Origin of the sequence: Streptomyces sp. NPDC017056 (assembly GCF_044332485.1) — a bacterium.
In the GTDB taxonomy this organism is placed as follows: domain Bacteria; phylum Actinomycetota; class Actinomycetes; order Streptomycetales; family Streptomycetaceae; genus Streptomyces.
In genome coordinates this window covers 388,375-408,725 of sequence record NZ_JBIRPD010000002.1, presented here as the reverse complement: position 1 = coordinate 408,725, position 20,351 = coordinate 388,375, and the positions used below count along the sequence as shown (strand labels likewise).

The 20,351-nt window shown below is 73.4% G+C and carries 19 protein-coding genes; 9 read left to right on the top strand and 10 right to left on the bottom strand.

Features of this window, described 5'->3' with window-relative positions:
- Positions 1-113: 113 nt before the first annotated feature.
- The 3 genes from ACH4OW_RS04820 to ACH4OW_RS04810 are packed head-to-tail and all read right to left on the bottom strand — an operon-like array spanning position 114 to position 3,387.
- A complete protein-coding gene (locus tag ACH4OW_RS04820) occupies positions 114-1,184 on the bottom strand; it encodes a threonine aldolase family protein (RefSeq protein ID WP_398024964.1) in 1,071 nt (356 codons plus the stop codon).
- Positions 1,181-1,942: an SDR family NAD(P)-dependent oxidoreductase gene (locus tag ACH4OW_RS04815; RefSeq protein WP_398024962.1), complete on the bottom strand. Its 762-nt coding sequence runs from the start codon at positions 1,940-1,942 to the stop codon at positions 1,181-1,183. Before ACH4OW_RS04815 ends, ACH4OW_RS04820 begins: the two co-directional genes overlap by 4 nt.
- 47 nt (positions 1,943-1,989) lie before the next feature.
- Positions 1,990-3,387, bottom strand: coding sequence for a DUF6421 family protein (locus tag ACH4OW_RS04810; RefSeq protein ID WP_360132783.1), 1,398 nt, complete (start codon positions 3,385-3,387; stop codon positions 1,990-1,992).
- A 598-nt stretch (positions 3,388-3,985) separates the two neighbouring features.
- On the opposite strand from ACH4OW_RS04810, the gene ACH4OW_RS04805 reads away from it, so the two are divergent.
- The gene (locus ACH4OW_RS04805) at positions 3,986-4,669 is read left to right on the top strand and encodes a glycerophosphodiester phosphodiesterase family protein (RefSeq protein WP_360132786.1); all 684 of its coding nucleotides are present in this window, start codon (positions 3,986-3,988) and stop codon (positions 4,667-4,669) included.
- Positions 4,670-4,718: 49 nt separating this feature from the next.
- Here the strand turns inward: ACH4OW_RS04805 and ACH4OW_RS04800 are convergent, their stop codons facing one another.
- A complete protein-coding gene (locus tag ACH4OW_RS04800; protein ID WP_398024959.1) occupies positions 4,719-5,252 on the bottom strand; it encodes a GNAT family N-acetyltransferase in 534 nt (177 codons plus the stop codon).
- A gap of 131 nt (positions 5,253-5,383) precedes the next feature.
- Here ACH4OW_RS04800 and ACH4OW_RS04795 point away from each other — a divergent pair, with 131 nt between their 5' ends.
- From ACH4OW_RS04795 to ACH4OW_RS04775, 5 genes are all read left to right on the top strand, one after another.
- Positions 5,384-5,776 (top strand): glyoxalase superfamily protein, encoded by a 393-nt coding sequence (locus ACH4OW_RS04795; protein ID WP_398024957.1) that lies wholly within the window; start codon positions 5,384-5,386, stop codon positions 5,774-5,776.
- A 164-nt stretch (positions 5,777-5,940) separates the two neighbouring features.
- Complete coding sequence (locus tag ACH4OW_RS04790) at positions 5,941-6,501, top strand: DUF5134 domain-containing protein (RefSeq protein ID WP_398024955.1); 561 nt, start codon at positions 5,941-5,943, stop codon at positions 6,499-6,501.
- 172 nt (positions 6,502-6,673) lie between these two features.
- Positions 6,674-7,612: a M56 family metallopeptidase gene (locus ACH4OW_RS04785; protein WP_398024953.1), complete on the top strand. Its 939-nt coding sequence runs from the start codon at positions 6,674-6,676 to the stop codon at positions 7,610-7,612.
- A 185-nt stretch (positions 7,613-7,797) separates the two neighbouring features.
- Positions 7,798-8,508 carry a phosphatase PAP2 family protein gene (locus tag ACH4OW_RS04780; RefSeq protein ID WP_398024951.1) on the top strand — a complete coding sequence of 237 codons (711 nt, stop codon included), beginning with the start codon at positions 7,798-7,800 and terminating at the stop codon, positions 8,506-8,508.
- Between the two features lie 101 nt (positions 8,509-8,609).
- A complete protein-coding gene (locus ACH4OW_RS04775) occupies positions 8,610-9,305 on the top strand; it encodes an HAD-IA family hydrolase (protein ID WP_360132804.1) in 696 nt (231 codons plus the stop codon).
- A gap of 34 nt (positions 9,306-9,339) precedes the next feature.
- On the opposite strand, the gene ACH4OW_RS04770 is transcribed toward ACH4OW_RS04775, so the two are convergent.
- A complete protein-coding gene (locus ACH4OW_RS04770) occupies positions 9,340-10,698 on the bottom strand; it encodes a peptidase C39 family protein (protein WP_360132807.1) in 1,359 nt (452 codons plus the stop codon).
- A 225-nt stretch (positions 10,699-10,923) separates the two neighbouring features.
- Here ACH4OW_RS04770 and ACH4OW_RS04765 point away from each other — a divergent pair, with 225 nt between their 5' ends.
- The 3 genes from ACH4OW_RS04765 to ACH4OW_RS04755 all read left to right on the top strand — a co-directional run bounded on the left by ACH4OW_RS04765 (position 10,924) and on the right by ACH4OW_RS04755 (position 15,487).
- Positions 10,924-12,438 (top strand): flavin-containing monooxygenase, encoded by a 1,515-nt coding sequence (locus ACH4OW_RS04765; RefSeq protein ID WP_398024948.1) that lies wholly within the window; start codon positions 10,924-10,926, stop codon positions 12,436-12,438.
- Between the two features lie 94 nt (positions 12,439-12,532).
- Positions 12,533-13,141, top strand: coding sequence for a uridine kinase (locus ACH4OW_RS04760; protein WP_398024947.1), 609 nt, complete (start codon positions 12,533-12,535; stop codon positions 13,139-13,141).
- 438 nt (positions 13,142-13,579) lie between these two features.
- Complete coding sequence (locus tag ACH4OW_RS04755; protein ID WP_360132813.1) at positions 13,580-15,487, top strand: AAA family ATPase; 1,908 nt, start codon at positions 13,580-13,582, stop codon at positions 15,485-15,487.
- A gap of 58 nt (positions 15,488-15,545) precedes the next feature.
- Here ACH4OW_RS04755 and ACH4OW_RS04750 read toward each other — a convergent pair whose 3' ends face one another.
- From ACH4OW_RS04750 to hisG, 5 genes are all read right to left on the bottom strand, one after another.
- Positions 15,546-16,205: a TetR/AcrR family transcriptional regulator C-terminal domain-containing protein gene (locus ACH4OW_RS04750; RefSeq protein WP_398024945.1), complete on the bottom strand. Its 660-nt coding sequence runs from the start codon at positions 16,203-16,205 to the stop codon at positions 15,546-15,548.
- Positions 16,205-17,350 (bottom strand): hemolysin family protein, encoded by a 1,146-nt coding sequence (locus ACH4OW_RS04745; protein WP_398024943.1) that lies wholly within the window; start codon positions 17,348-17,350, stop codon positions 16,205-16,207. Before ACH4OW_RS04745 ends, ACH4OW_RS04750 begins: the two co-directional genes overlap by 1 nt.
- The gene (locus ACH4OW_RS04740) at positions 17,347-18,693 is read right to left on the bottom strand and encodes a hemolysin family protein (protein WP_360132823.1); all 1,347 of its coding nucleotides are present in this window, start codon (positions 18,691-18,693) and stop codon (positions 17,347-17,349) included. The genes ACH4OW_RS04745 and ACH4OW_RS04740 overlap by 4 nt, the downstream gene beginning before the upstream one ends.
- 229 nt (positions 18,694-18,922) lie before the next feature.
- Positions 18,923-19,387: a PH domain-containing protein gene (locus tag ACH4OW_RS04735; RefSeq protein ID WP_360132826.1), complete on the bottom strand. Its 465-nt coding sequence runs from the start codon at positions 19,385-19,387 to the stop codon at positions 18,923-18,925.
- 85 nt (positions 19,388-19,472) lie between these two features.
- The gene (hisG, locus tag ACH4OW_RS04730; RefSeq protein WP_360132829.1) at positions 19,473-20,321 is read right to left on the bottom strand and encodes an ATP phosphoribosyltransferase; all 849 of its coding nucleotides are present in this window, start codon (positions 20,319-20,321) and stop codon (positions 19,473-19,475) included.
- Positions 20,322-20,351: the final 30 nt, after the last annotated feature.

Below are 20,351 nucleotides of genomic sequence, written 5' to 3'. Positions count from 1 at the left end.
GGCCCCCCCCCGCCCCCCGCCCCCCCCCGCGCCCCCCCCCCCGCCGCCCCCCCCCCCCCCCCCCCCCCCCCCCCCCCCCCCCCCCCACGGCCACGCACCCGCAAGCGGTCGGCCTACCGGCCCATCTCCTCGCGCAGCGCCGCCACCAGGCCGTCCACATCCTCTTCGGTCGTGTCGAAGGAGCACATCCAGCGGACGTCGCCCGCCGCCTCGTCCCAGAAGTAGAAGCGGTAGCGCTTCTGGAGGCGCTCGGTGACGTCGTGTGGCAGCCGGGCGAAGACCGCGTTGGCCTGGACGGGGTAGAGGATCTCCACGCCGTCGACCTCGCGGACGCCGGCGGCGAGCCGCCGGGCCATGCTGTTGGCGTGCCGGGCGTTGCGCAGCCACAGGTCGCGCGCGAGCAGCGCCTCGAACTGCACGGATATGAAGCGCATCTTCGAGGCCAGCTGCATGGACATCTTGCGTACGTGCTTCATCGCCCGCACCGCGTCCGGGTTGACGACCACCACGGCCTCGCCGAACAGCGCGCCGTTCTTCGTCCCCCCGAAGGAGAGCACGTCCACGCCGACCGCGTTCGTGAACGCCCGCATCGGCACGTCCAGCGACGCCGCCGCGTTGGCGATCCGTGCCCCGTCCAGGTGCACGAGCATGCCGCGTTCGTGGGCGTGCTCGCAGATCGCCCGCACCTCGTCGGGGGTGTAGACCGTGCCCAGCTCGGTGTTCTGGGTGATCGAGACGACCTGCGGCGTGGCGCGGTGCTCGTCGTCCCAGCCGTACGCCTGGCGGTCGATGAGCTCGGGCGTGAGCTTGCCGTCCTCGGTCGGCACGGTCAGCAGCTTCAACCCGCCGACCCGCTCCGGGGCGCCGCACTCGTCGACGTGTATGTGCGCGCTCTCGGCGCAGATCACCGCGCCCCAGCGGTCGGTCATCGCCTGGAGGGCGACGACGTTGGCGCCGGTGCCGTTGAAGACCGGGAACGCCTCGGCGGTCTGCCCGAAGTGGCTCCGGATCACCCGCTGGAGGTGCTCGGTGTACTGGTCCTCGCCGTAGGCGACCTGGTGTCCCCCGTTGGCGAGGGCGATGGCCGCCAGCACCTCCGGGTGGGCTCCGGCGTAGTTGTCGCTGGCGAAGCCGCGCACCGCCAGGTCGTGGCGCCGCTGCGCGTCGGTCCGCCGTTCGGTCACGCTTCGGGGGTCAGCCACAGACGCTGTCCATTCACTTCCCGGGCGGGCCGCTCCCAGACGCCGCTGATGGCCTGGGCCAGGTCCTTGACGTCCGTGAAGCCCGCGAACTTGGCATTCGGGCGTTCGGCGCGCATCTGGTCGTTGACGAGCGCCTTGACCACCAGGATGGCAGCCGCGGCCCTGGGCCCGTCCGCGCCCCCGGCCTTGCGGAAGGCGTCGCCGAGGGCCAGCGTCCACGCCTCGGCGGCCGCCTTGGACGCGGCGTACGCGGCGTTCCCCGCGGTCGGCTTGCTCGCGCCCGCCGCGCTGATCAGCAGGAAGCGGCCGTTCCCCGAGCGCTCCAGCGCTCCCTGGAACGCGAGCGAGGTGTGCTGGACCGTGCGGATGAGCAGCTTCTCCAGCAGGTCCCAGTCGGCGAGGTCGGTCTCGGCGAACGACGCCGAGCCGCGCCAGCCGCCGACCAGGTGCACCAGGCCGTCGATCCGGCCGAACTCCTTCTCCGTGCGGTCCGCCCAGGCCCGGGTCGCGGCCAGGTCCAGCAGGTCCACGGTGTCGCCGGTGACGGTGGCGCCGCCGTGCGCGTACCGGGCGGCGTCCACGGCCTCCGCCAGTCGCGCGGCGTCAGCGTCCGACGCCACGACGGTCGCGCCGGCCTCCGCCAGCCGCAGCAGTGCGGCCCGCCCCGCGGGGCCCGCGGCGCCGGCCACCGCGATGACCGCGCCTTCCAGTGGCCCCTGGCCGTTCGTCGCAGTACTCATGTCCCTCGTCTCCTCGTGCTCCCGCCGGCCGGGTACGCCGCCGGTGCTCACACCGTCACCGGTACGTCACGCTCGGCCGTGATGCCCTTGGTGGAGGCAATCACGCCGCGCAGTTTCTTGGCGAGGGCCTCGTAGAACATGCTGAGCGGAAATTCGTCCGGCAGGACGTCGTCGACCAGCTTGCGCGGCGGCTTGTCGAGGTCGAGGGCGTCCGGCCCCTTCGCCCAGACGGAGCCGGGGTGCGGGGCGAGGTAGGTCGAGACGAGGTCGTAGGCGGCGAACCAGTGGACCAGCTTGGGCCGGTCGATGCCGTCCCGGTACAGCTTCTCGATCTCGCCGCACAGCTGGTTGGTGACCTGCGGGGCCCGCTCCCAGTCGATGTGCAGGGTGTTGTCCGTCCAGCGTACGACGTCGTGCCGGTGCAGGTAGGCGAAGAGCAGCTGGCCGCCGAGGCCGTCGTAGTTGCGCACCCGGTCGCCGGTGACGGGGAAGCGGAACATCCGGTCGAAGATCACCGCGTACTGCACGTCGCGGGCCTGGCGGAAACCCTCCGCCTCCAGCTTGACGGCCTCCCTGAAGGCGGTCAGGTCGCAGCGCAGCTCCTCCAGGCCGTACATCCAGAACGGCTGCCGCTGCTTGATCATGAAGGGGTCGAAGGGCAGGTCGCCGTGGCTGTGGGTGCGGTCGTGGACCATGTCCCAGAGCACGAAGGCCTGCTGGCAGCGGTCCTGGTCGGCGAGCATCTCCCGGAGGTCCGCCGGCAGTTCGACGCCCAGCGTCCGGACGGCGGCCTCGCTGACCCGGCGGAAGCGGGCGGCCTCACGGTCGCAGAAGATGCCGCCCCAGGTGAAGCGCTCGGGCGCCTCGCGCACCGCGATGGTCTCCGGGAAGAGGACCGCGGAGTTGGTGTCGTACCCGGCGGTGAAGTCCTCGAAGGTGATGCCGCAGAACAGCGGGTTGTCGTAGCGGGTGCGCTCCAGCTCGGCCAGCCAGTCGGGCCAGACCATGCGCAGCACGACCGCCTCGAAGTTGCGGTCCGGGTTGCCGTTCTGCGTGTACATGGGGAAGACGACCAGGTGCTGGAGGCCGTCGGACCGCTGCCGCGCGGGCTGGAAGGCCAGCAGGGAGTCGAGGAAGTCCGGCACCGCGAAGCCGCCGTCGGCCCAGCCGCGCAGGTCCGCCACGAGGGCCCGGTGGTAGGCGGCGTCGTGCGGGAGCAGCGGCGCCAGCGCCTCGATGGCCGCGATGGCGCGCTCGACCTCGTGCCGGACGATGTCGGCGGGGGGCGCGCCCTCGGCGTCCAGGTCGACCGAGCCGTCCTTGGACTGCCATGGGCGGATGGTCTCGATGGCGTCCTTGAGCACCGGCCACGCCGGGTGCGCGACCACACGCTCTGCGGTCGCGGCGCCCCCTGGGGCATCCACAGGCGAAAGAATTTCCGTCATGACTACCCTCCGGCAGGAGATCCTGTTGTGCGGACACGGTAACCAGGAGACCTTCGCCTTCTCAAGAGCAGCAGAGGAAATTGTTCTGCTAAACCCCCATGGTCACGGATTTTTTTCCCGTCCGATGAAGCGGAGGCAGCAGTTTCTCTCACCCTGACGCACACCAGCCGCGCTTCCTCCAGCACGTACCCCGAGGCGCCCGGCCCATACGGGCGGGCCGGGCGGCACCGCGCGTGCCAGGGCCCGGATCCGGTCGAATCCCGTCCGCCCGGCGGACGGCGCGCCCCCCGCGCCACGGGCCGCGGCTGACCGGTTCCGTCCACCGGGGCCCGCCGGGAAGCCACGCCGGACCGGCTCTCCCGGCCCTTCGCGTCAGTGCGCGGAGGACTCGCCCACGTACGAGTGAGCCGATTCCTGATTCCGCGGCACCGACGGGTCCGGCCACGGGCCTGGCAAGTCCCCGTTCCGGCCACGTGAGAGGGCTGTCCGACATCGGATCCGCCACTTCGACGCCCCGTTAGGCTGTGCGCCGTTTCGAGCAGCCGTGGACCACGGTCGGCACGCATCGGTTAGCACCCCCGACAGAAACGAGGCAGCCTTGTCCTTTCTCACCATCGGACACCGCGGGTTGATGGGCGTCGAGCCGGAGAACACCCTGCGCTCGTTCGTCCGCGCCGAACGCGAGGGGCTCGACGTCATCGAGCTGGACCTGCACCTGAGCAAGGACGGCGCGCTCGTGGTGATGCACGACGCAGACGTGGACCGCACGACCGACGGCACCGGCCCGGTCGCCGACCGCACGCTGGCCGAGCTGCGCGAACTGGACGCCGGCGACGGCGAGCGCGTCCCGGTGTTCGAGGAGATCGTGGACGCGGTGCGGGCGCCGCTCCAGGCGGAGATCAAGGACGCGGCCGCCGCCCGGGTGCTCGCGGACGTGCTGCGCGCCCGCGACCTGACCGGCCGGGTCCAGGTGATCTCCTTCCACGACGAGGCGCTGGCCACCGTCGCCAGGCTGCTGCCCGGCGTACGGACCGCGCTGGTCGCCGAGGAGTACGGCACCGAGGTGGTGGACCGGGCACGGGCCGTCGGCGCCGCGATGCTCTCCCTCGACATCCGGCGGCTCACCCTGGAGCTGGCGGACCTGGCGCACAGCGCGGGCCTGGACGTCGTCGGCTGGACCGTCAACACCCACGACCAGCTCCGGCTGAGCCGCGGGCTGGGGCTGGACGGCGTGGTGACCGACTTCCCCGAGATCCGGCGGGCGGTGCGGTTCACGGCCTGAGGCGGGACCGCCCGGCCGCACCGCGGCCGGGCGCCCCCGGAGGCCGGAGCTAGTCGAGCGTCTTGACCAGCAGCTCGAACTCCAGGTCGGCACGCTGCGGGATGCCGAACCGCTCGTCGCCGTACGGGAACGGCGTCATCCGGCCGGTACGGCGGTAGCCGCGGCGCTCGTACCAGGCGATCAGGTCGGCACGCTGCCGGATGACGGTCATCCGCATCTCGGCCGCGCCCCATTCGGCGCGGGCGGTGCGCTCTGCCTCGGCCATCACGACCTTCCCGAAGCCGCCGCCCTGGAGCTTCGGCCGGACCGCGAACATCCCGAAGTACACGTGATCACCGCGGTGTTCGAGCTGGCAGCAGGCGACGGTCTCCCCCGCGATCTCGGCGAGCAGCAGCCGGCCGTCCGCGTGGCGCACGACGGCCGCGACACCCTCCGGGTCGGTGCGCTGCCCCTCCAGCAGGTCCGCCTCGGTGGTCCACCCGGCCCGGCTCGCGTCGCCCCGGTAGGCCGACTCGACCAGCTCGACGACCGCCGGGACGTCGGCCTCGGTGGCGGCTCTGAAGGTCAGCTCGGCGGTCGTCATGGGCGGGCATCCTCTCCGGTGGCGTACGGGGCGCGGCGGTACGGGCCGCGGGCGCCGTGGCGGACGGTGCGCCCGCACCGGAGGCTAACAAGACCCCCGGGCCCGCCGCCCGACGGCGTAGGGTCCGCAACATGGTTCATGTACTGAGCAGCAGGGTGCTGGTGCGGCCGTCCGACCCGGAACGGTCGCGGGAGTTCTACGGCAGCGCGCTGGGCCTGGAGGTCTACCGCGAATTCGGTACGGGCCCGGAGCGCGGCACGGTCTTCTTCCTCGGCGGCGGCTTCCTGGAGGTCTCCGGCCGCTCCCAGGAGTCCCCTACGGCCACGCTCCAACTGTGGCTCCAGGTCGCCGATGCCGCCGCCGCGCACAAGGAACTGGCCGCGCGCGGCGTGGAAGTGCTGCGTCCGCCGGTGCAGGAGCCGTGGGGCCTGATCGAGATGTGGATCGCCGACCCCGACGGCCACCGGATCGTGCTGACGGAGGTCCCCGCGGACCACCCGCTGCGCTACCGCCCCGGCATCTGAGCCCCCGGCCCGGCGGAACCCCACCGGCCCCACCGGCGCCCTCCCCGGGCATGCTCCCCTTTTGCGTCCGTGCGCTCCCGGTTCCCGGTGCACGGCGGGGGTCCGCGCGCCCTCGGCGGGGCACCATGCGGCTGTACCGGTACGGGTTCTCGGGGAGGTACACCGTGCACGGACCGGCATGGGTCGGCTGGCTGCTGGTGCTGCTGTGTGCCGGGGCGGGCGCGTACTGCCTGTCGAGCGTGCGCCGCGGTACGGCCGCGCAGCGGCGGGAGGCGCGCGGTGAGGCGCTGATGGGGCTGGGCATGGCGGCGATGGCGCTGCCCGCCTCGGCGGTGGCGCCGCCGTCCTGGTGGCCGTGGGTGTTCGCGGCCGTCTTCGGCGCGGTGGGCCTGTGGGCGCTGCGGCGGCGGCATCCGCACCACGCGGTGGGAGCGGCGGCGATGGTCTACATGTCCCTGGCGATGCCGGCCGTGGGCGGCGGGCACGCGGGGCACCACCTGGGCGCCGCGGGGCCGGGCGGGCTGCCGGTGCTCACGGGGCTGCTGCTGGCGTACTACGCCGTGTACATCGTCGCCGCCGGTGTGCGGCTCGCACCGGCGGGCGCCTGGCGCCCGGCAGGCGCCCCCGGCCCGGCCGACCGGGCGCGGGCCGCGTGGCCGGAGGTGGTGGGCGCGTGCCGGGTGACGATGGGCATCGGCATGTTCGCGATGCTGCTGACCCTCTGACCGGCGATCACGAAACGGCCGCCCCGCGAGCACCACGAGCACCACTGGCCTCGCGAAGACGACAGCCCCCACGAACACCCTTGACCACCACCCGTCACGGCAGTCGGTGGTATACGTCACTTCCAAGCGGGAACCTACCTACGCGTAGCCGCCCGCTCATAGGCTGACGTCCATGATGGTCCCGCTCGCGCTGATGATGCTCGGCGCGCTGGCTGCGGCGATGGCGCCGCGCCTGATGGCCCGCGCCGACTGGCCCGACCGCGAACCGGTGCTCGCCCTCTGGGTGTGGCAGTGCGTGGTCGCCGCCGTCCTGCTGTGCTGTGTGCTCGCGATGTCGCTCAGCGGCGCCGCCGCGTGGGAAGCCGTACGCAGCCACCTCTTCGGCCACGCGCCGCGCGTCGTCGTCGAGGCGTACGCGCTCAAGGCGTACGGCCCCTGGTCCGGCGTACTGGCCGCGGTACTGGCGTGCGGCGGCGCGTGGACGGCCGTCATGCTCACCCGCGAGGTACGCGGCGCCCGCGCCCGCCGCCGGCAGCGACGTGCCGACCTGCTGCGCCGCTCCCCGCTGCTGCCCGGCGAGGAGCGCACCGGCGACCGGCTCGTCGTACTGGAGGGCGACCGGCCCGAGGCGTGGTGGCTGCACGGCGCCGCGCCCCAACTGGTCGTCACCACCTCGGCGTTGCGTCGCTTGAAAGGCCGTCAGCTGGACGCGCTGATCGCGCACGAGCAGGGCCACGCACGGGCCCGCCACGACGTCCTCCTGCACTGCGCCTCGGCGCTCGCGGCCGGCTTCCCGCAGGTCCCGGTCTTCGCCGCGTTCCGCGACCAGGTGCACCGGCTGGTGGAACTGGCCGCCGACGACGTGGCCTCGCACCGCTTCGGGCGGCTGACGATCGCCCTGGCCCTGGTCGAACTCAACGAGGACCGCGGAGTGTTCGGCCCGTGCCCCACCCAGCGCACCCAGCTCCCGCACCGGGTGGACCGGCTGCTGGCCCCCGCACCGCGCTTCACACCCGGCCGCCGGCTGCGCATGACGGCGTTCGCGGCCCTGGTCCCGGCGGTGCCGCTGCTGGTGGCGTTCGTACCGGGGCTGAGCGCGCTGACGTACTGACGCACCGGCGCTGCACGGGACGTACTGACGCACGGATGTATGTACGGACGTACGGTCATGCCAACTTACCCACATACCGACGTACCGACATACGGGTACGGCGCGGCCGACGCCGTGCGGGCGCACGGAAGCGTTCGCTCCGGCGGCACTGGCCCCGCCCCGGCCCCCTCGGCGAGGATTCGCCCATGGCACCCAGTCCGCCCTCCTCCCCGCCCACCACCGGACCACCGAACCCGGCAGACACCCACACCGGCCGCCCGTCCCTCCCCCTCCCCTTCCTCGTCCCCCTCCTCACCCTCCCCTTCATCACCCTCCTCACCCTCGTCGCCGCCCACTGGAGCCCGCTGCTCGCCTTCGACCGGGCCATCGCGGCAACCCTGCACCGCACGGCCGTCGCAGACCCCGGCCTGACCCAGGCCAACAAGGTCTTCTCGGACTGGATCTGGGATCCGTGGACCTTCCGGGCCCTGCTGGCCGTCGTGGTCATCGCCCTGCTGCGACGCAAGCAATGGACACTCGGCTGCTGGGTCGCCGGCACCGCGGCCGCGGGCACGGCACTCCAGCAGGTGCTGAAAGCCGTCGTAGGGCGGCACCGCCCCGTGTGGCCCGACCCGGTGGACTCCGCGCAGTACGCGGCCTTCCCCTCCGGACACGCGATGACGGCGGCGGTCGCTGGCGGCCTCGCCCTGTGGCTGCTGCGCCTGTACGGCACGCGCCGGCGGTGGCTGTGGTGCGCCGCGTCCCTGACCGCCGTGTCCGTCGCGGGCGTCGGCTTCACCCGCGTCTACCTCGGGGTCCACTGGGCCACCGACGTGCTCGGCGGCTGGCTCCTGGGCGCGGCCCTCGTGGGCATCGCGGCGATCACGTACTCGCGCCGGTACGGAACCCGCCGATAGCCGTACGGCGCCCGTCGGCACGCGAGCCGCGCCCCGGCGCTCCCGGACGCGCCGCGGGCGCCCTCTTGGAAGCGGGCCGTGCGGCGGTCCAGGATGGCGGCATGACGATCAAGGGAGTGCTGTTCGACTTCTCCGGGACGCTCGCGCGGATCGAGTCGCCGGAGACCTGGTTGCGTACGGTGCTGGAGGAGACCGGAACGCGGGTGGCGGAGGAGGAGATCGTCCGCCTCGCCGCGGAACTGAGCCGCGCCGGCGCGCTGCCCGGCGGCTCCTCACCGGTGCACCTGCCATCCGAGCTGGCCGCCCTCTGGGACGTCCGCGACCGCAGCGCCGACCGGCACCGCGAGCTGTACACCGGCCTGGCCCGGCAGGTGCCGCTCCCCGACGACGCCCTGTACGACGCGCTGTACGAGCGCCACATGACGCCCGCCGCGTGGGCGCCGTACCCCGACGCCGCCGAGGTGCTCGGCGAACTGCGGCGACGCGGCCTGCGCGTCGGCGTGGTCAGCAACATCGGCTGGGACCTGCGCCCGGTGCTCCGCGCCCACGGCCTCGACCACCTCGTCGACCGGTACGTCCTGTCGTACGAGCACGGCATCCAGAAACCGGACCCGCGGCTGTTCGAAATCGCCTGCGAGGAACTGGGTTTGGACCCCGCGGACGTCCTGATGGTGGGCGACGACCGGGAGGCCGACGGCGGCGCCACCGCACTCGGCTGCACCTACCTGCCCGTAGACCACCTCCCAGTACACCAACGCCCCAACGGCCTGCGCCCCACCCTCACCTTGGCGGGCTGACCATCACGGACACGCGTACCCCACGCCCGGCGGTTCAGCGGATGCCTACTGCTTCCAGAGCCTCTCGTTGGGGGGTGGAGATGTCGGTGGGGAAGTAGATGTAGCAGATGCCGCCGGTGCCGCTGACTACCTTGCCTTCGGCGTTCTTGCGTTTGGTGCGGAGCCAGATGTTCTCGAATTCGCGGCGCTTGTAGACGCGTCGGACGGCGGCGTTGGTCGGGGAGTTGGGGTCGTTGGCGACGACGTCGCCGGTGCGGGTGAAGCCGATGACGGTCATCAGGTGGCCGGCCGTGCCGTAGCCCGCGCCGGTCAGTTCGGACGCCATGAAGGACTGGGAGGTGATGACGGGGATGCCGGCGCGGATCAGGGTCTCGGCGTCGGAGAGGGTGCGGAGCCGGGTGACGGCGCTTTCCATGTTCCGGTACGTGGCCGCGTAGGCGGTGTTGAAGGGCCAGTTGCCGCAGCCGGCGTACTGGTAGTCGTAGGTGTACCGGGCGGCGTGGCAGACCTGGGGGTCGGCGTAGGCGGGGTTGACCCAGGCCAGGTCGGCGGCGGTGGGTTTGCGGCCCCAGTACTCGATGATCATCTGGGAGGAGGTGGGGCTGCACCAGGCCTCGCCGCCGTTGTCGTACTCCGGGTACTGGCCCTTGTGGGTTTCCTGCGAGTAGCGCGGCACGGTCAGTTCACGGCCGGTGGCGGCGCCCGGCTTGGTGGCGGGCACGTCGAAGCGGTCGGGCACGTCGGACCCCATGAGGCCCAGGCGCCAGACGGTGGGGGTGAGGGTGGTGCCGGGCTTGCGGTAGAGCGTGGCCCGCAGTTCGTACGCGCTCAGCCGCAGGCCGCTCGCGGGGTTGTCGATCGCGAAGGTGTCGGTGGAGATGTTGCTCTTGCCGTCCTTCTGGCCGTCGACGGAGGTGCGGCGGATGTCGCCGTCCCCCGCGGCCCAGCGGCCCATCACGTACCAGGGCGTCGTACTGCCGTCGCTGTACGTGCCGCGCAGTTCCACGGCGATCCAGGTGCCGGCCGGCGTGTGGGCGTTCCAGGAGGCGACGGCTTCCGTCGACGGCACCTTGAGCGTACGGAGGGGGGAGGTCCAGACCGCGTACTCCCAGGTGGCGGTCGTACCGGTGTGCGGGTCCCGGTAGTCGGCCGAGCCGGCCGGGGTGCCGATGGCCACCCCTGGGCGTCCTCCGTTCACCACGCGGGTGCCGTTGGCGGCGCCCTGGTTGAAGTCGGCGGCGGTGTGCCAGGCTCGGTAGTCCACGAGACGCTTCGCCTTCGGTGCGGCGGACGGTGCGGAAGGGGAGGCGGCGTGCGCCAGCGGGGTGGCGGCGCCGGCCGCGACGGCGAGGGCGGCGGCCAGGACGGTACGCCGGGGCGTGGGTCTGCTCATGGTGGAGGTCCCCCAGTCGGATGCGATGGGATGAGCCAGGAGAGCGGTGGGGCGGGACGGGCGGGGTGGCAGGGGCGGGTACGGCCGCCCGGCGGCCGTGGCTCAACTATTGCTCCTGGACCCGCCCTTCGGCCAGCGGTTCGCCGCGCGTCGCGACAGGGATCAGCAGGATGCGGCAGCAGGGGCCGCCACCGCGGCCCCGCGTGAGGGAGAGAGGACGGGTCCGTGGATGCTGCGGAGCACGTCGACGTCGTCATCGTCGGGGCCGGCCTGTCCGGCATCGGCGCCGCCTGCCACCTGCGGCGCGCCTTTCCCGGCCGGACCTTCGCGATCCTGGAGGGGCGGGACGCCATCGGCGGGACGTGGGACCTGTTCCGCTACCCGGGCGTGCGCTCGGATTCGGACATGTACACGCTCGGGTACGCGTTCCGGCCGTGGCGGGGCCCCGAGTCCCTCGCCGGCGGTGCCGCCATCCGCGACTACATCCGCGCCACGGCGCAGGAGCACGGGGTGGACCGGGCCGTCCGCTTCGGCCACCGGGTGGTGCAGGCGTCGTGGTCGTCCGCACGGGCCCGGTGGACCGTGGAGGCCCGCACGGGCCGGGGCGGGGAGCCGCCCGACGACCGGCCGGCCGGCGCCTCGGACGTCCGCCTGACCTGCTCGTTCCTCTTCATGTGCACGGGCTACTACCGCTACGACGAGGGGTACACCCCCGATTTCCCCGGCATCGGCGACTTCGCGGGCCGGGTCGTGCACCCGCAGCACTGGCCCGCCGGCCTCGACCACACCGGCCGCCGCGTCGTGGTGATCGGCAGCGGCGCGACGGCGGTCACCCTGGTGCCGGCGCTCGCCGAACGGGCCGGGCACGTGACCATGCTCCAGCGCTCGCCGAGCTACGTGCTCTCCCTGCCGTCCCGGGACCCGGTCGCCCAGGGCCTGCTGCGGGCCCTGCCGGTGCGGGTGGCCGCCCCCGCCGTCCGCTGGAAGAACGTGCTGCTGAGCCTCGCGTTCTTCCAGTTCAGCCGCCGCGCCCCGGAAGCCGCCAAGGCGCTGCTGCGCAGGGGCGTGACCCGCCGGCTGCCGCCGGGGTACGACGTCGGCACGCACTTCACCCCGGCGTACGACCCGTGGGACCAGCGGCTGAGCCTCGTGCAGGACGGCGATCTGTTCGCGGCGCTGCGCGAGGGGCGGGCGTCGGTCGTGACCGACCGCATCGAGACCTTCACGGCGTCGGGCCTGCGGCTGGCGTCGGGCGGCCGTCTCGACGCGGACCTGGTCGTGACCGCCACGGGACTGAACCTGCTCGCCCTCGGCGGCGCCCGGCTGGTGGTCGACGGCGCGGAGACCGTCCCCGCCGACACCGTCGCCTACAAGGGCATGATGCTGTCCGGCGTGCCGAACCTGGCGTTCACCATCGGCTACGTCAACGCCTCCTGGACCCTGCGCGCCGACCTCGTCGCCCGGTACGTGTGCCGGCTGCTCCGCCACATGGACGCGCACGGCTACGACGTCTGCACACCGCGCTCCCCCGACCGTTCCCTGCCGCTGGGCCCGCTGCTCGACCTGACGTCCGGCTACGTGCGGCGCGGCCTCGGCGCCCTGCCCAAGCAGGGGCCGGCCGCGCCCTGGCGGGTGCCGCAGAACTACCCGCGCGACGCGTACCGGATGCGCCGCGGGCCCGTCGCCGACCAGGGCGTACGGTTCGGCCGGGCCGCGGGTCCCGGGGGCTGGATACGCTGATCGCGGTCCCCGGCCCCGTCAGACAGGCAGCAGCGTGAGTCAAGAACCGATCCGGCCGTTGCCGTCCCGTCCGGCGGCGCGGTCCGTGTCTCCCGTGTCCGCGCCGGCCGGCCTCGCCGACCGGTTGCGCGCGCTGCCCCCGTCCTGTGGTCCCGTGCGTCTGATCGCGGTGGACGGGCACGCCGGGTCCGGCAAGAGCACCTTCGCGCGGCACCTGGCCGCGGCGCTCGGCGGCGCCCCGGTCGTCCATCTGGACGACATCGCCACCCATGACGCGTTGTTCGCCTGGACGGACCGGTTCCGGGCCGAGGTGCTGGAACCACTGTCCCGGGGGGAGCGCGCGCGGTACCGGGTGTACGACTGGGAGCGCAGGGAGTTCACCGCGCGCCGGGAGCTGGCACCGGCGCACGCCGTCATCGTGGAGGGCGTCGGCGCGGGCCGCCGCGCCCTGCGCCCGTACCTGGCGTGCCTGCTGTGGATGGAACTGACGGCCGGTCACTCTTGGGACAGGGGACGGCTCCGGGACGGTCCGGACCTCTCCGCGTTCTGGAATGACTGGATTCCGGCGGAGCGCGCCCATTTCGCGGCGGACCCCTCGCGTCCGCACGCCGATCTGCTGGTACACGCGCTGAACGAGGGCTACGAGGTGCTGCCGGGGCCCGGTGGTGCGGGTGGTGCGCTCCGGAATCCTCACCGTACGTGACGGACCACAGCCGGTACGCAGATCGTCGCCGTGCGGGTACCGCCGACTGCCTCAACTCGGCTTGACCTGGGGGGCGTACAGGACTTACGTTCTCAATGTGCGGTTCTGACGGACCGCCCGCAGACGCGAAGCCCCCGGTTGTTCCCCCGTGATCGGGGGCTTCGTTCTGTGCCGGGCGCTCATCGCGCGCCGCACGGCACTCGCCCTCCTCACCCTATGTCACCGCATTCTTCGCGCCGCGGAGCCTCGCCTTCCCTCGTACCGCCCTCTTCGGCCTGCACCGATACCGCAGGTACGATGCGAGTCCGTGCCACCGAAGGACGCACGCGATGAGCCCGGGCGGCGAGCAATTCCCGTCCACAGCACAGCGGTTCGAACACGCTGCGGCCTGGCACTCGCCCGGCGGCACACCACGGGGGACGTTTTGTGGGGGACGTGATGGAATTCGGCACGCAGGGCACACACGCCCCGGCCGAACTCGCCTGGCTGCGCGCGGTAGACGCCTACACCGTAGGCGCGTACCCGCAGGCCGAGGAGGAGTTCCGGGCCGCGGTGCGGATGGATCCGACGATGGCCGACGGATGGCTCGGCCTGCACGCACTGCGTGCGGACACCTCGACCGCGCTGCTGCGCATGCACCGGCACCGCGACCGCTTCGGCGAACAGCGGGCCCGGCACCGGCGCACACTCAATTCCTGGTACTGGCTCGGCTGGTGGGTGCAGCCCGTGCTGGAGACCGGCCGCGACCTGCTGCTGGCGCACGCCTCGCACTGGCTCGACGGCCGCCATGTCGGCGAGCTGGACCAGGCGTTGGCCGGCTGCCCGCCGGTCGACACCGACCCGCAGGTGCGCTTTCTGCACGCCTGCCGCGCCTACCTCGTCAAGGACTGGGACCAGCTCGTACGGCACACCGAACCGCTGCTCGACGACCCGCTGCTCGGCATCGAGTCCGGGCTGTTCGGCGGCATGGCACGGGTGCGCCAGGAGATGTACGGGCAGGCCGAGCCGCTGCTGTCGGCCGCCCTGATGCGCTGCCGCAGCGAGCAGCCGCAGCGCAAGGAGCTGCGGTACTGGCTCGCCCGCGCCCACGAGGGCACCGGGCGCAGCGCGGCCGCGCTGCCGCTGTACCGCTCGGTGCACCGGGTCGACCCGGCGTTCATGGACACCTCGGCGCGGCTCGCGGCCATCGCCGAGGGCGACGGCCTGGAGGAGGGCACGGACCTGGCGGCCGTCTCCGCCGCCGGCTTCGGCCAGGAGGCGGGCGGCGACCTCGATCCGCTGTCCCCGCTCGACCCGGTGGACGGGCGGGAGCTGCTGGCCGCGACCGAGCCGGAGGGCCCGGACGGCGACCTGGCGGGCGGCTCGCCCGGGGACGCCGGGCCGGCCGTACGGGAGAAGGCCGCACCGGGCGGCCCGCGCGGGGCCGAGCAGCTGCCCGCCGGGCCGCCCGACCCGGTGCTGCTGGAGAAGGCCCTGGCCGAGCTGGAACGCATGGTCGGGCTGGAACCGGTGAAGCGTCAGGTGCGGGCGCTGTCGGCGCAGTTGCGCATGGCGCGGCTGCGGGCGGGGCAGGGCCTGCCGGTGCAGCCGCCGAAACGACACTTCGTGTTCTCGGGGCCCTCCGGCACCGGAAAGACCACCGTGGCCCGGATACTCGGCCGGGTGTTCTACGCCCTCGGGCTGCTCGGCGGCGACCACCTCGTCGAGGCGCAACGGGCGGACCTGGTCGGCGAGTTCCTCGGCCAGACCGCCGTGAAGGCGAACGAGCTGATCGACTCGGCGCTGGGCGGGGTGCTGTTCGTCGACGAGGCGTACAGCCTGTCCAACTCGGCGTACAGCAAGGGCGACGCGTACGGCGACGAGGCGCTGCAGGTGCTCCTCAAGCGCGCCGAGGACAACCGCGACCGCCTCGTCGTCATCCTCGCCGGCTACCCGGAGGGCATGGACCGCCTGCTGGCCGCCAACCCCGGTCTGTCCTCGCGCTTCACCTCGCGCGTCGACTTCCCGAGCTACCGGCCGCCCGAACTGACGGCCATCGGCGAGGTACTGGCCGCCGAGAACGGCGACCACTGGGACGAGGAGTCCTTGGAGGAGCTGCGCAGCATCAGCGCGCACGTCGTCGACCAGGGCTGGATCGACGAACTCGGCAACGGCCGCTTCCTGCGCACCCTGTACGAGAAGAGCTGCGCCTACCGTGACCTGCGGCTGTCCACCTGGTCCTGCACCCCGGCCCGGGACGACCTGGCCACCCTGCGGCTGCCCGACCTGATGCAGGCGTACGGCGAGGTCCTGTCCGGCCGCGGCCCGGCCACCGGCCCCGGCCCGGAGGCCCCGCCGCCGCTCTGACCGCACCAGCCGCACCGGCCGTACCGGGGGCGCCCGGCTCGAACGGGCGCCCCCGGCGCTAGCGCGGCGCGGCGTCGAAGCCCGCCAGCAGGGCCCGGACGGCGTGGCGGAAGCGCGCCGCGTCGTCGGTTCCGTGGCCGCCCCGGCCGGCCTCCGCGAGGAGCGGGAAGCGGCCGGTGTCCAACTGCGCGAGATACGCGGCCGAGCCGGGCGCCCCCTGCTCGTCGGCGCGCGCGGTGGCGGCCTCGACGGCGGTGTGCCCGACGGCGAACACGGTGAGCGAGTTCAGTACGTCCAGCGCCCTGCCGAGCGGGAAGCCCGCGTCGCGCAGCATCCGCAGGCCGTGTTCCACGGCGTCCAGGGTCTGCGGCGACAGGGCGGGGCGGCTCATCGCGAGCGGCAGCACGCCGGGGTGGCGCAGCAGGGTCTGCCGGAGGGAAGCGGCGTACTCCTCCAGCGCCGCCCGCCAGCGCCCGCCGTCGGCGGTGAGCGGAGCCGCCTGTTCGAACACCCGCTCCACCAGGCCGTCCAGCAACGCGTCCTTGTTCGGGACGTAGTGGTACAGCGTCATGGCCTCGACGCCGAGTTCGGCGCCGAGGCGGCGCATCGAGAGGGCGGCGAGCCCGTCGCGGTCGGCCAGCGCGAGCGCCGCGTCCAGCACCCGGGCGCGGCTGAGCCCCGCCCGCTCGCCGCGCGCCCGCTTGCGCCCCTTGGCCATCAACCCGCCATCGCCCGGTCCTCCCTGGCCGGGTCCGGTTCGCCGCGCGGGCCGGAGACCCGGTCGCCCGGCGCCCCGGCGGCCCGGCCGCCCACCTGCGCGAGCCGCGGCAGCTCCTGGCGGTGCGCCGGGTCGCGCACCTCCCCCACCAGCTTCTCCAGTACGTCCTCCAGCGCGACCAGGCCCAGTACCCGGCCGGACGCGTCGGCCACCGCGGCCAGGTGGGAGGCGGCCCGGCGCATGGCGGTCAGGGCGTCGTCCAGCGGGAGTTCGGCGCGCAGCGTCGCCATCGGGTGCCAGATGTGCTGCGGTACCGCGCGGTCGCCCTCCTCCAGATCCAGTACGTCCTTGACGTGCAGGTAGCCCATGTACGCGCCGCCGGGCGCGGACACCGGGAAGCGGGAGTAACCGGTCTTGACGGTCAGCTCCTCGACCTGGCGCGGGGTGACGGCCGGATCGACGGTGACCAGCCCGGCCGGGTCCAGGAGGACGTCGGTGACCGGCCGGCTGCCCAGTTCCAGCGCGTCGGACAGGCGCTCCTGCTCGGCGGGGGCCAGCAGGCCCGCCTGCTTGGAGTCCGCCACGAGGTCGGTGAGCTGCTGGCTGGTGAAGACCGCCTCGACCTCGTCCTTCGGCTCGACGCCGAACAGGCGCAGCACGCCGCGCGCGCACGCCCCGAGGAGGGCGGTGACCGGGCGGCACAGCCGGGCGAAGGCGACCAGGCCCGGGCTGAACCACAGCGCGGTCTTCTCCGGCGCGGCCATCGCCAGGTTCTTCGGGACCATCTCGCCGATGACCAGGTGGAGGAAGACCACCGCGGCCAGGGCTATGACGTAGCCGAGCGGGTGGACCAGCGGTTCGGGCAGGTGCGCCGCGTGGAAGAGGGGCTCCAGGAGGCGGGCGACGGTCGGTTCGGCGACCGCGCCGAGCGTCAGGGAGCAGACGGTGATGCCGAACTGGGCCGCCGCCATCATCTGCGGCAGGTTCTCCAGGCCGTGCAACACCTTGCGGGCCCGTTTGGAGCCCGCGGTGGCCAGCGGTTCGACCTGGCTGCGGCGCACCGAGACCAGTGCGAACTCCGCGCCCACGAAGAAGCCGTTGACCAGGACCAGGAAGGCGGCGAAGAGCAGTTGCAGGAAACTCACCGGGTCACCTCCGCGAGGAGCGGGGCCGGCGCCGCCGCGCTCGTGGTCCGTATGATCCGGACGCGTTCGGCGCGGTGGTGGGACACCAGCCGCACCCGCAGCCGCCAGCCGTCCAGTTCGGCGGTGTCGCCGGGGGCGGGGACCCGCCCGAGTATGTGGGCCAGCAGGCCCGCCACGGTCTCGTACGGGCCGTCGGGCGCGTCCAGGCCGATCCGCAGCAGGGTGTCCACCCGGCAGCCGCCGTCGGCGTCCCAGGCGGGCCGGCCGTCCTCGGGCGGCGCCTGGGCCAGTTCGGGCAGGTCGATCCGGTCGTGCTCGTCGCGGACCTCGCCGACCAGTTCCTCGACGATGTCCTCCAGGGTGACGACACCGGCCGTGCCGCCGTACTCGTCGACCACCACGGCGATCGGCTGTTCGCTGCGCAGCCGCTCCAGCAGCGGCTGCACCGGCAGCGTCGCGGGAACCAGCAGCGGCGGTACGGCGATCCGGGCGGCCGGGGTGCGCAGCCGCTCGTGCTCGGGCACCGCGAGGGCGTCCTTGAGGTGCACCATGCCCACGACCTCGTCGAGCCGGGTGTGGTAGACGGGGAAGCGGGACAGGCCGGTGGCGCGGGTGAGGTTGAGGACGTCCTCGGCGGTCGCGGACGCCTGGAGGGCGCTGACCCGTACCCGCGGGGTCATGACGTTCTCGGCGGTCAGCCCGCCGAGGGAGAGGGTCCGTACGAACAGGTCGGCGGTGTCCTGCTCGATCGCGCCCGCCTGTGCCGAGTGGCGGGCGAGGGAGACCAGCTCGCCGGGGGTGCGGGCGGAGGCCAGCTCGTCGGTCGGCTCCACGCCCAGGGCCCGTACGAGCCGGTTGGCGACCGTGTTCAGCAGGGAGATCACCGGGCGGAAGAAGCGGGAGAAGGCGCCCTGCGGGCCCGCGACGAAGCGGGCCACCTGGAGCGGCCTGGAGACCGCCCAGTTCTTGGGCACCAGTTCGCCGAGGACCATCTGCACGGCGGAGGCCAGCAGCATGCCGATCACGACGGCGATACCGGGTACGGCGCCGGCCGGCAGCCCGGTGCCGGCCAGCGGCCCGGACAGCAGGTGGGCGAGGGCGGGCTCGGCGAGCATGCCGACCACCAGGGAGGTGATGGTGATGCCGAGCTGGGTGCCGGAGAGCTGGAAGGAGAGTTCGCGCAGGGCGCCGACGACGGTGCGGGCGCGCCGGTCGCCTTCCTGCGCGGCCCGTTCGGCCTCGGCTTTCTCCACGGTCACCAGGCCGAATTCGGCGGCGACGAAGAAGCCGTTGGCGAGGATCAGGACGAGTGCCGCCGCGAGCAGCAGCAGACTGGCGGTCATGCCGCCGCCTCCGGGATGCGGGGGAACTCCCGTGGATGCGGGGGTTCCGGTGGAGGGGCGGCGCAGGTACTACCGGACGATCCGTCCATTGCTGGAGGGAGTCACTCCTCAGGTCGCAGTGGCCCGCTGACGGGGCGGGGCGCGGTGCGCGCCCTGGGCACCAGGGTAATCAGCAGGGCAGGGGTGCGGGCAGGGTCGGCGCCGGTGTCCCGGGGGCGGGCGCGGGTTCTCAGCGGTCCGAGTGGTCGCCGGAGCCGTGCTCCTCGGCGAGGGCGCGCAGGGTGCGGGCGTCCCGGATGGCCTGGTCGCGGGCGATGCCGGGCTGGATGCCCATCGCCGGGAGGCTGGTGCCGTCCGCGAGGTCGAGGTGGACCCACGGGTCGCCCTGGCGGAGGTTGACGCGCAGCACCTGGGCCCAGGCCAGCTCGCGCTTGGTGGTCAGGTTGACGACCGTGATGCCCTCCTGGCGGGCGACCACCTTGGGGCGGGCCAGCAGCAGGAGCACGCCGAGGACGATCAGGCCGGTGAACACGAAGCTGATCCGCTCGCCGCCGCCGAGCTTCGGCAGCAGCACGGCGATCACCGTCAGGACGGCGAGCTGGGCGATGCCGACGCCGTACAGGACGGCCCGGGTGCGGGCCGGCCGGAAGGTCACCGGGAGGGCGGGCAGGGGCGCGGATGCGGGCGCGGACACGTCGCTGGGCTCTTTCGTACGGGCCGCCGGCGCGGGCCGGGGGCGGGTGTGGCCGCCGCCCGTCGGCGGCGGCCGGATCGCCGGGTCAGAGGCGGCAGGCGTGGATGCCGGTGGTCAGGATGGCGCGGGCGCCCAGCTCGTAGAGCTCGTCCATGATGCGCTGGGCGTCCTTGGAGGGGACCATCGAGCGGACCGCGACCCAGCCCTCGTGGTGCAGCGGGGAGACGGTCGGCGACTCCAAGCCCGGGGTGAGGGCGACGGCCTTCTCGACGTGCTCCACGCGGATGTCGTAGTCCATCATCACGTAGCGCCGGGCGACCAGGACGCCCTGCATGCGCCGCAGGAACTGGCGGACCTTCGGGTCGTCCTCGGGGGCGCCCTTGCCGCGGATGACGACCGCCTCGGACTTGAGGATCGGCTCGCCGATGATCTCCAGCCCGGCGTTGCGCAGGGTGGTGCCGGTCTCCACGACGTCGGCGATGATCTCGGCGACGCCGAGCTGGATGGCCGTCTCCACGGCGCCGTCCAGGTGCACGACGGAGGCGTGCACGCCGTTGTCCGCGAGGTGCTGGGTGACCAGCCCGGAGAAGGACGTGGCGACCGTCATGCCGCCGAAGTCGGTGACCTCCTTGGCCGTGCCGGGGCGGGTGGCGTAGCGGAAGGTCGAGCCGGCGAAGCCGAGCTGCATGATCTCCTCGGCCTGCGCGCCGGAGTCGAGCAGCAGGTCGCGGCCGGTGATGCCGATGTCCAGCTTGCCGGAGCCGACGTAGACCGCGATGTCGCGCGGGCGCAGGAAGAAGAACTCGACCTCGTTCTCCGCGTCGACCAGGACCAGTTCCCTGCGGTCCTTGCGCTGGCGGTAGCCGGCCTCATGGAGCATCGCCGACGCAGGCTCGGACAGTGAACCCTTGTTCGGGACGGCGATGCGCAGCATGAGAGCGACTTCCTTTGTGCGAGAGGGGGA

Bases quoted from the DNA above. Each gene is read 5' to 3' on its own strand.
- ACH4OW_RS04815 (WP_398024962.1), bottom strand. From the start codon at position 1,942: ATGAGTACTGCGACGAACGGCCAGGGGCCACTGGAAGGCGCGGTCATC.
- ACH4OW_RS04810 (WP_360132783.1), bottom strand. From the start codon at position 3,387: ATGACGGAAATTCTTTCGCCTGTGGATGCCCCAGGGGGCGCCGCGACC.
- ACH4OW_RS04800 (WP_398024959.1), bottom strand. From the start codon at position 5,252: ATGACGACCGCCGAGCTGACCTTCAGAGCCGCCACCGAGGCCGACGTC.
- ACH4OW_RS04795 (WP_398024957.1), top strand. From the start codon at position 5,384: ATGGTTCATGTACTGAGCAGCAGGGTGCTGGTGCGGCCGTCCGACCCG.
- ACH4OW_RS04785 (WP_398024953.1), top strand. From the start codon at position 6,674: ATGATGGTCCCGCTCGCGCTGATGATGCTCGGCGCGCTGGCTGCGGCG.
- ACH4OW_RS04780 (WP_398024951.1), top strand. From the start codon at position 7,798: ATGGCACCCAGTCCGCCCTCCTCCCCGCCCACCACCGGACCACCGAAC.
- ACH4OW_RS04775 (WP_360132804.1), top strand. From the start codon at position 8,610: ATGACGATCAAGGGAGTGCTGTTCGACTTCTCCGGGACGCTCGCGCGG.
- ACH4OW_RS04770 (WP_360132807.1), bottom strand. From the start codon at position 10,698: ATGAGCAGACCCACGCCCCGGCGTACCGTCCTGGCCGCCGCCCTCGCC.
- ACH4OW_RS04755 (WP_360132813.1), top strand. From the start codon at position 13,580: ATGGAATTCGGCACGCAGGGCACACACGCCCCGGCCGAACTCGCCTGG.
- ACH4OW_RS04750 (WP_398024945.1), bottom strand. From the start codon at position 16,205: ATGGCCAAGGGGCGCAAGCGGGCGCGCGGCGAGCGGGCGGGGCTCAGC.
- ACH4OW_RS04740 (WP_360132823.1), bottom strand. From the start codon at position 18,693: ATGACCGCCAGTCTGCTGCTGCTCGCGGCGGCACTCGTCCTGATCCTC.
- hisG (WP_360132829.1), bottom strand. From the start codon at position 20,321: ATGCTGCGCATCGCCGTCCCGAACAAGGGTTCACTGTCCGAGCCTGCG.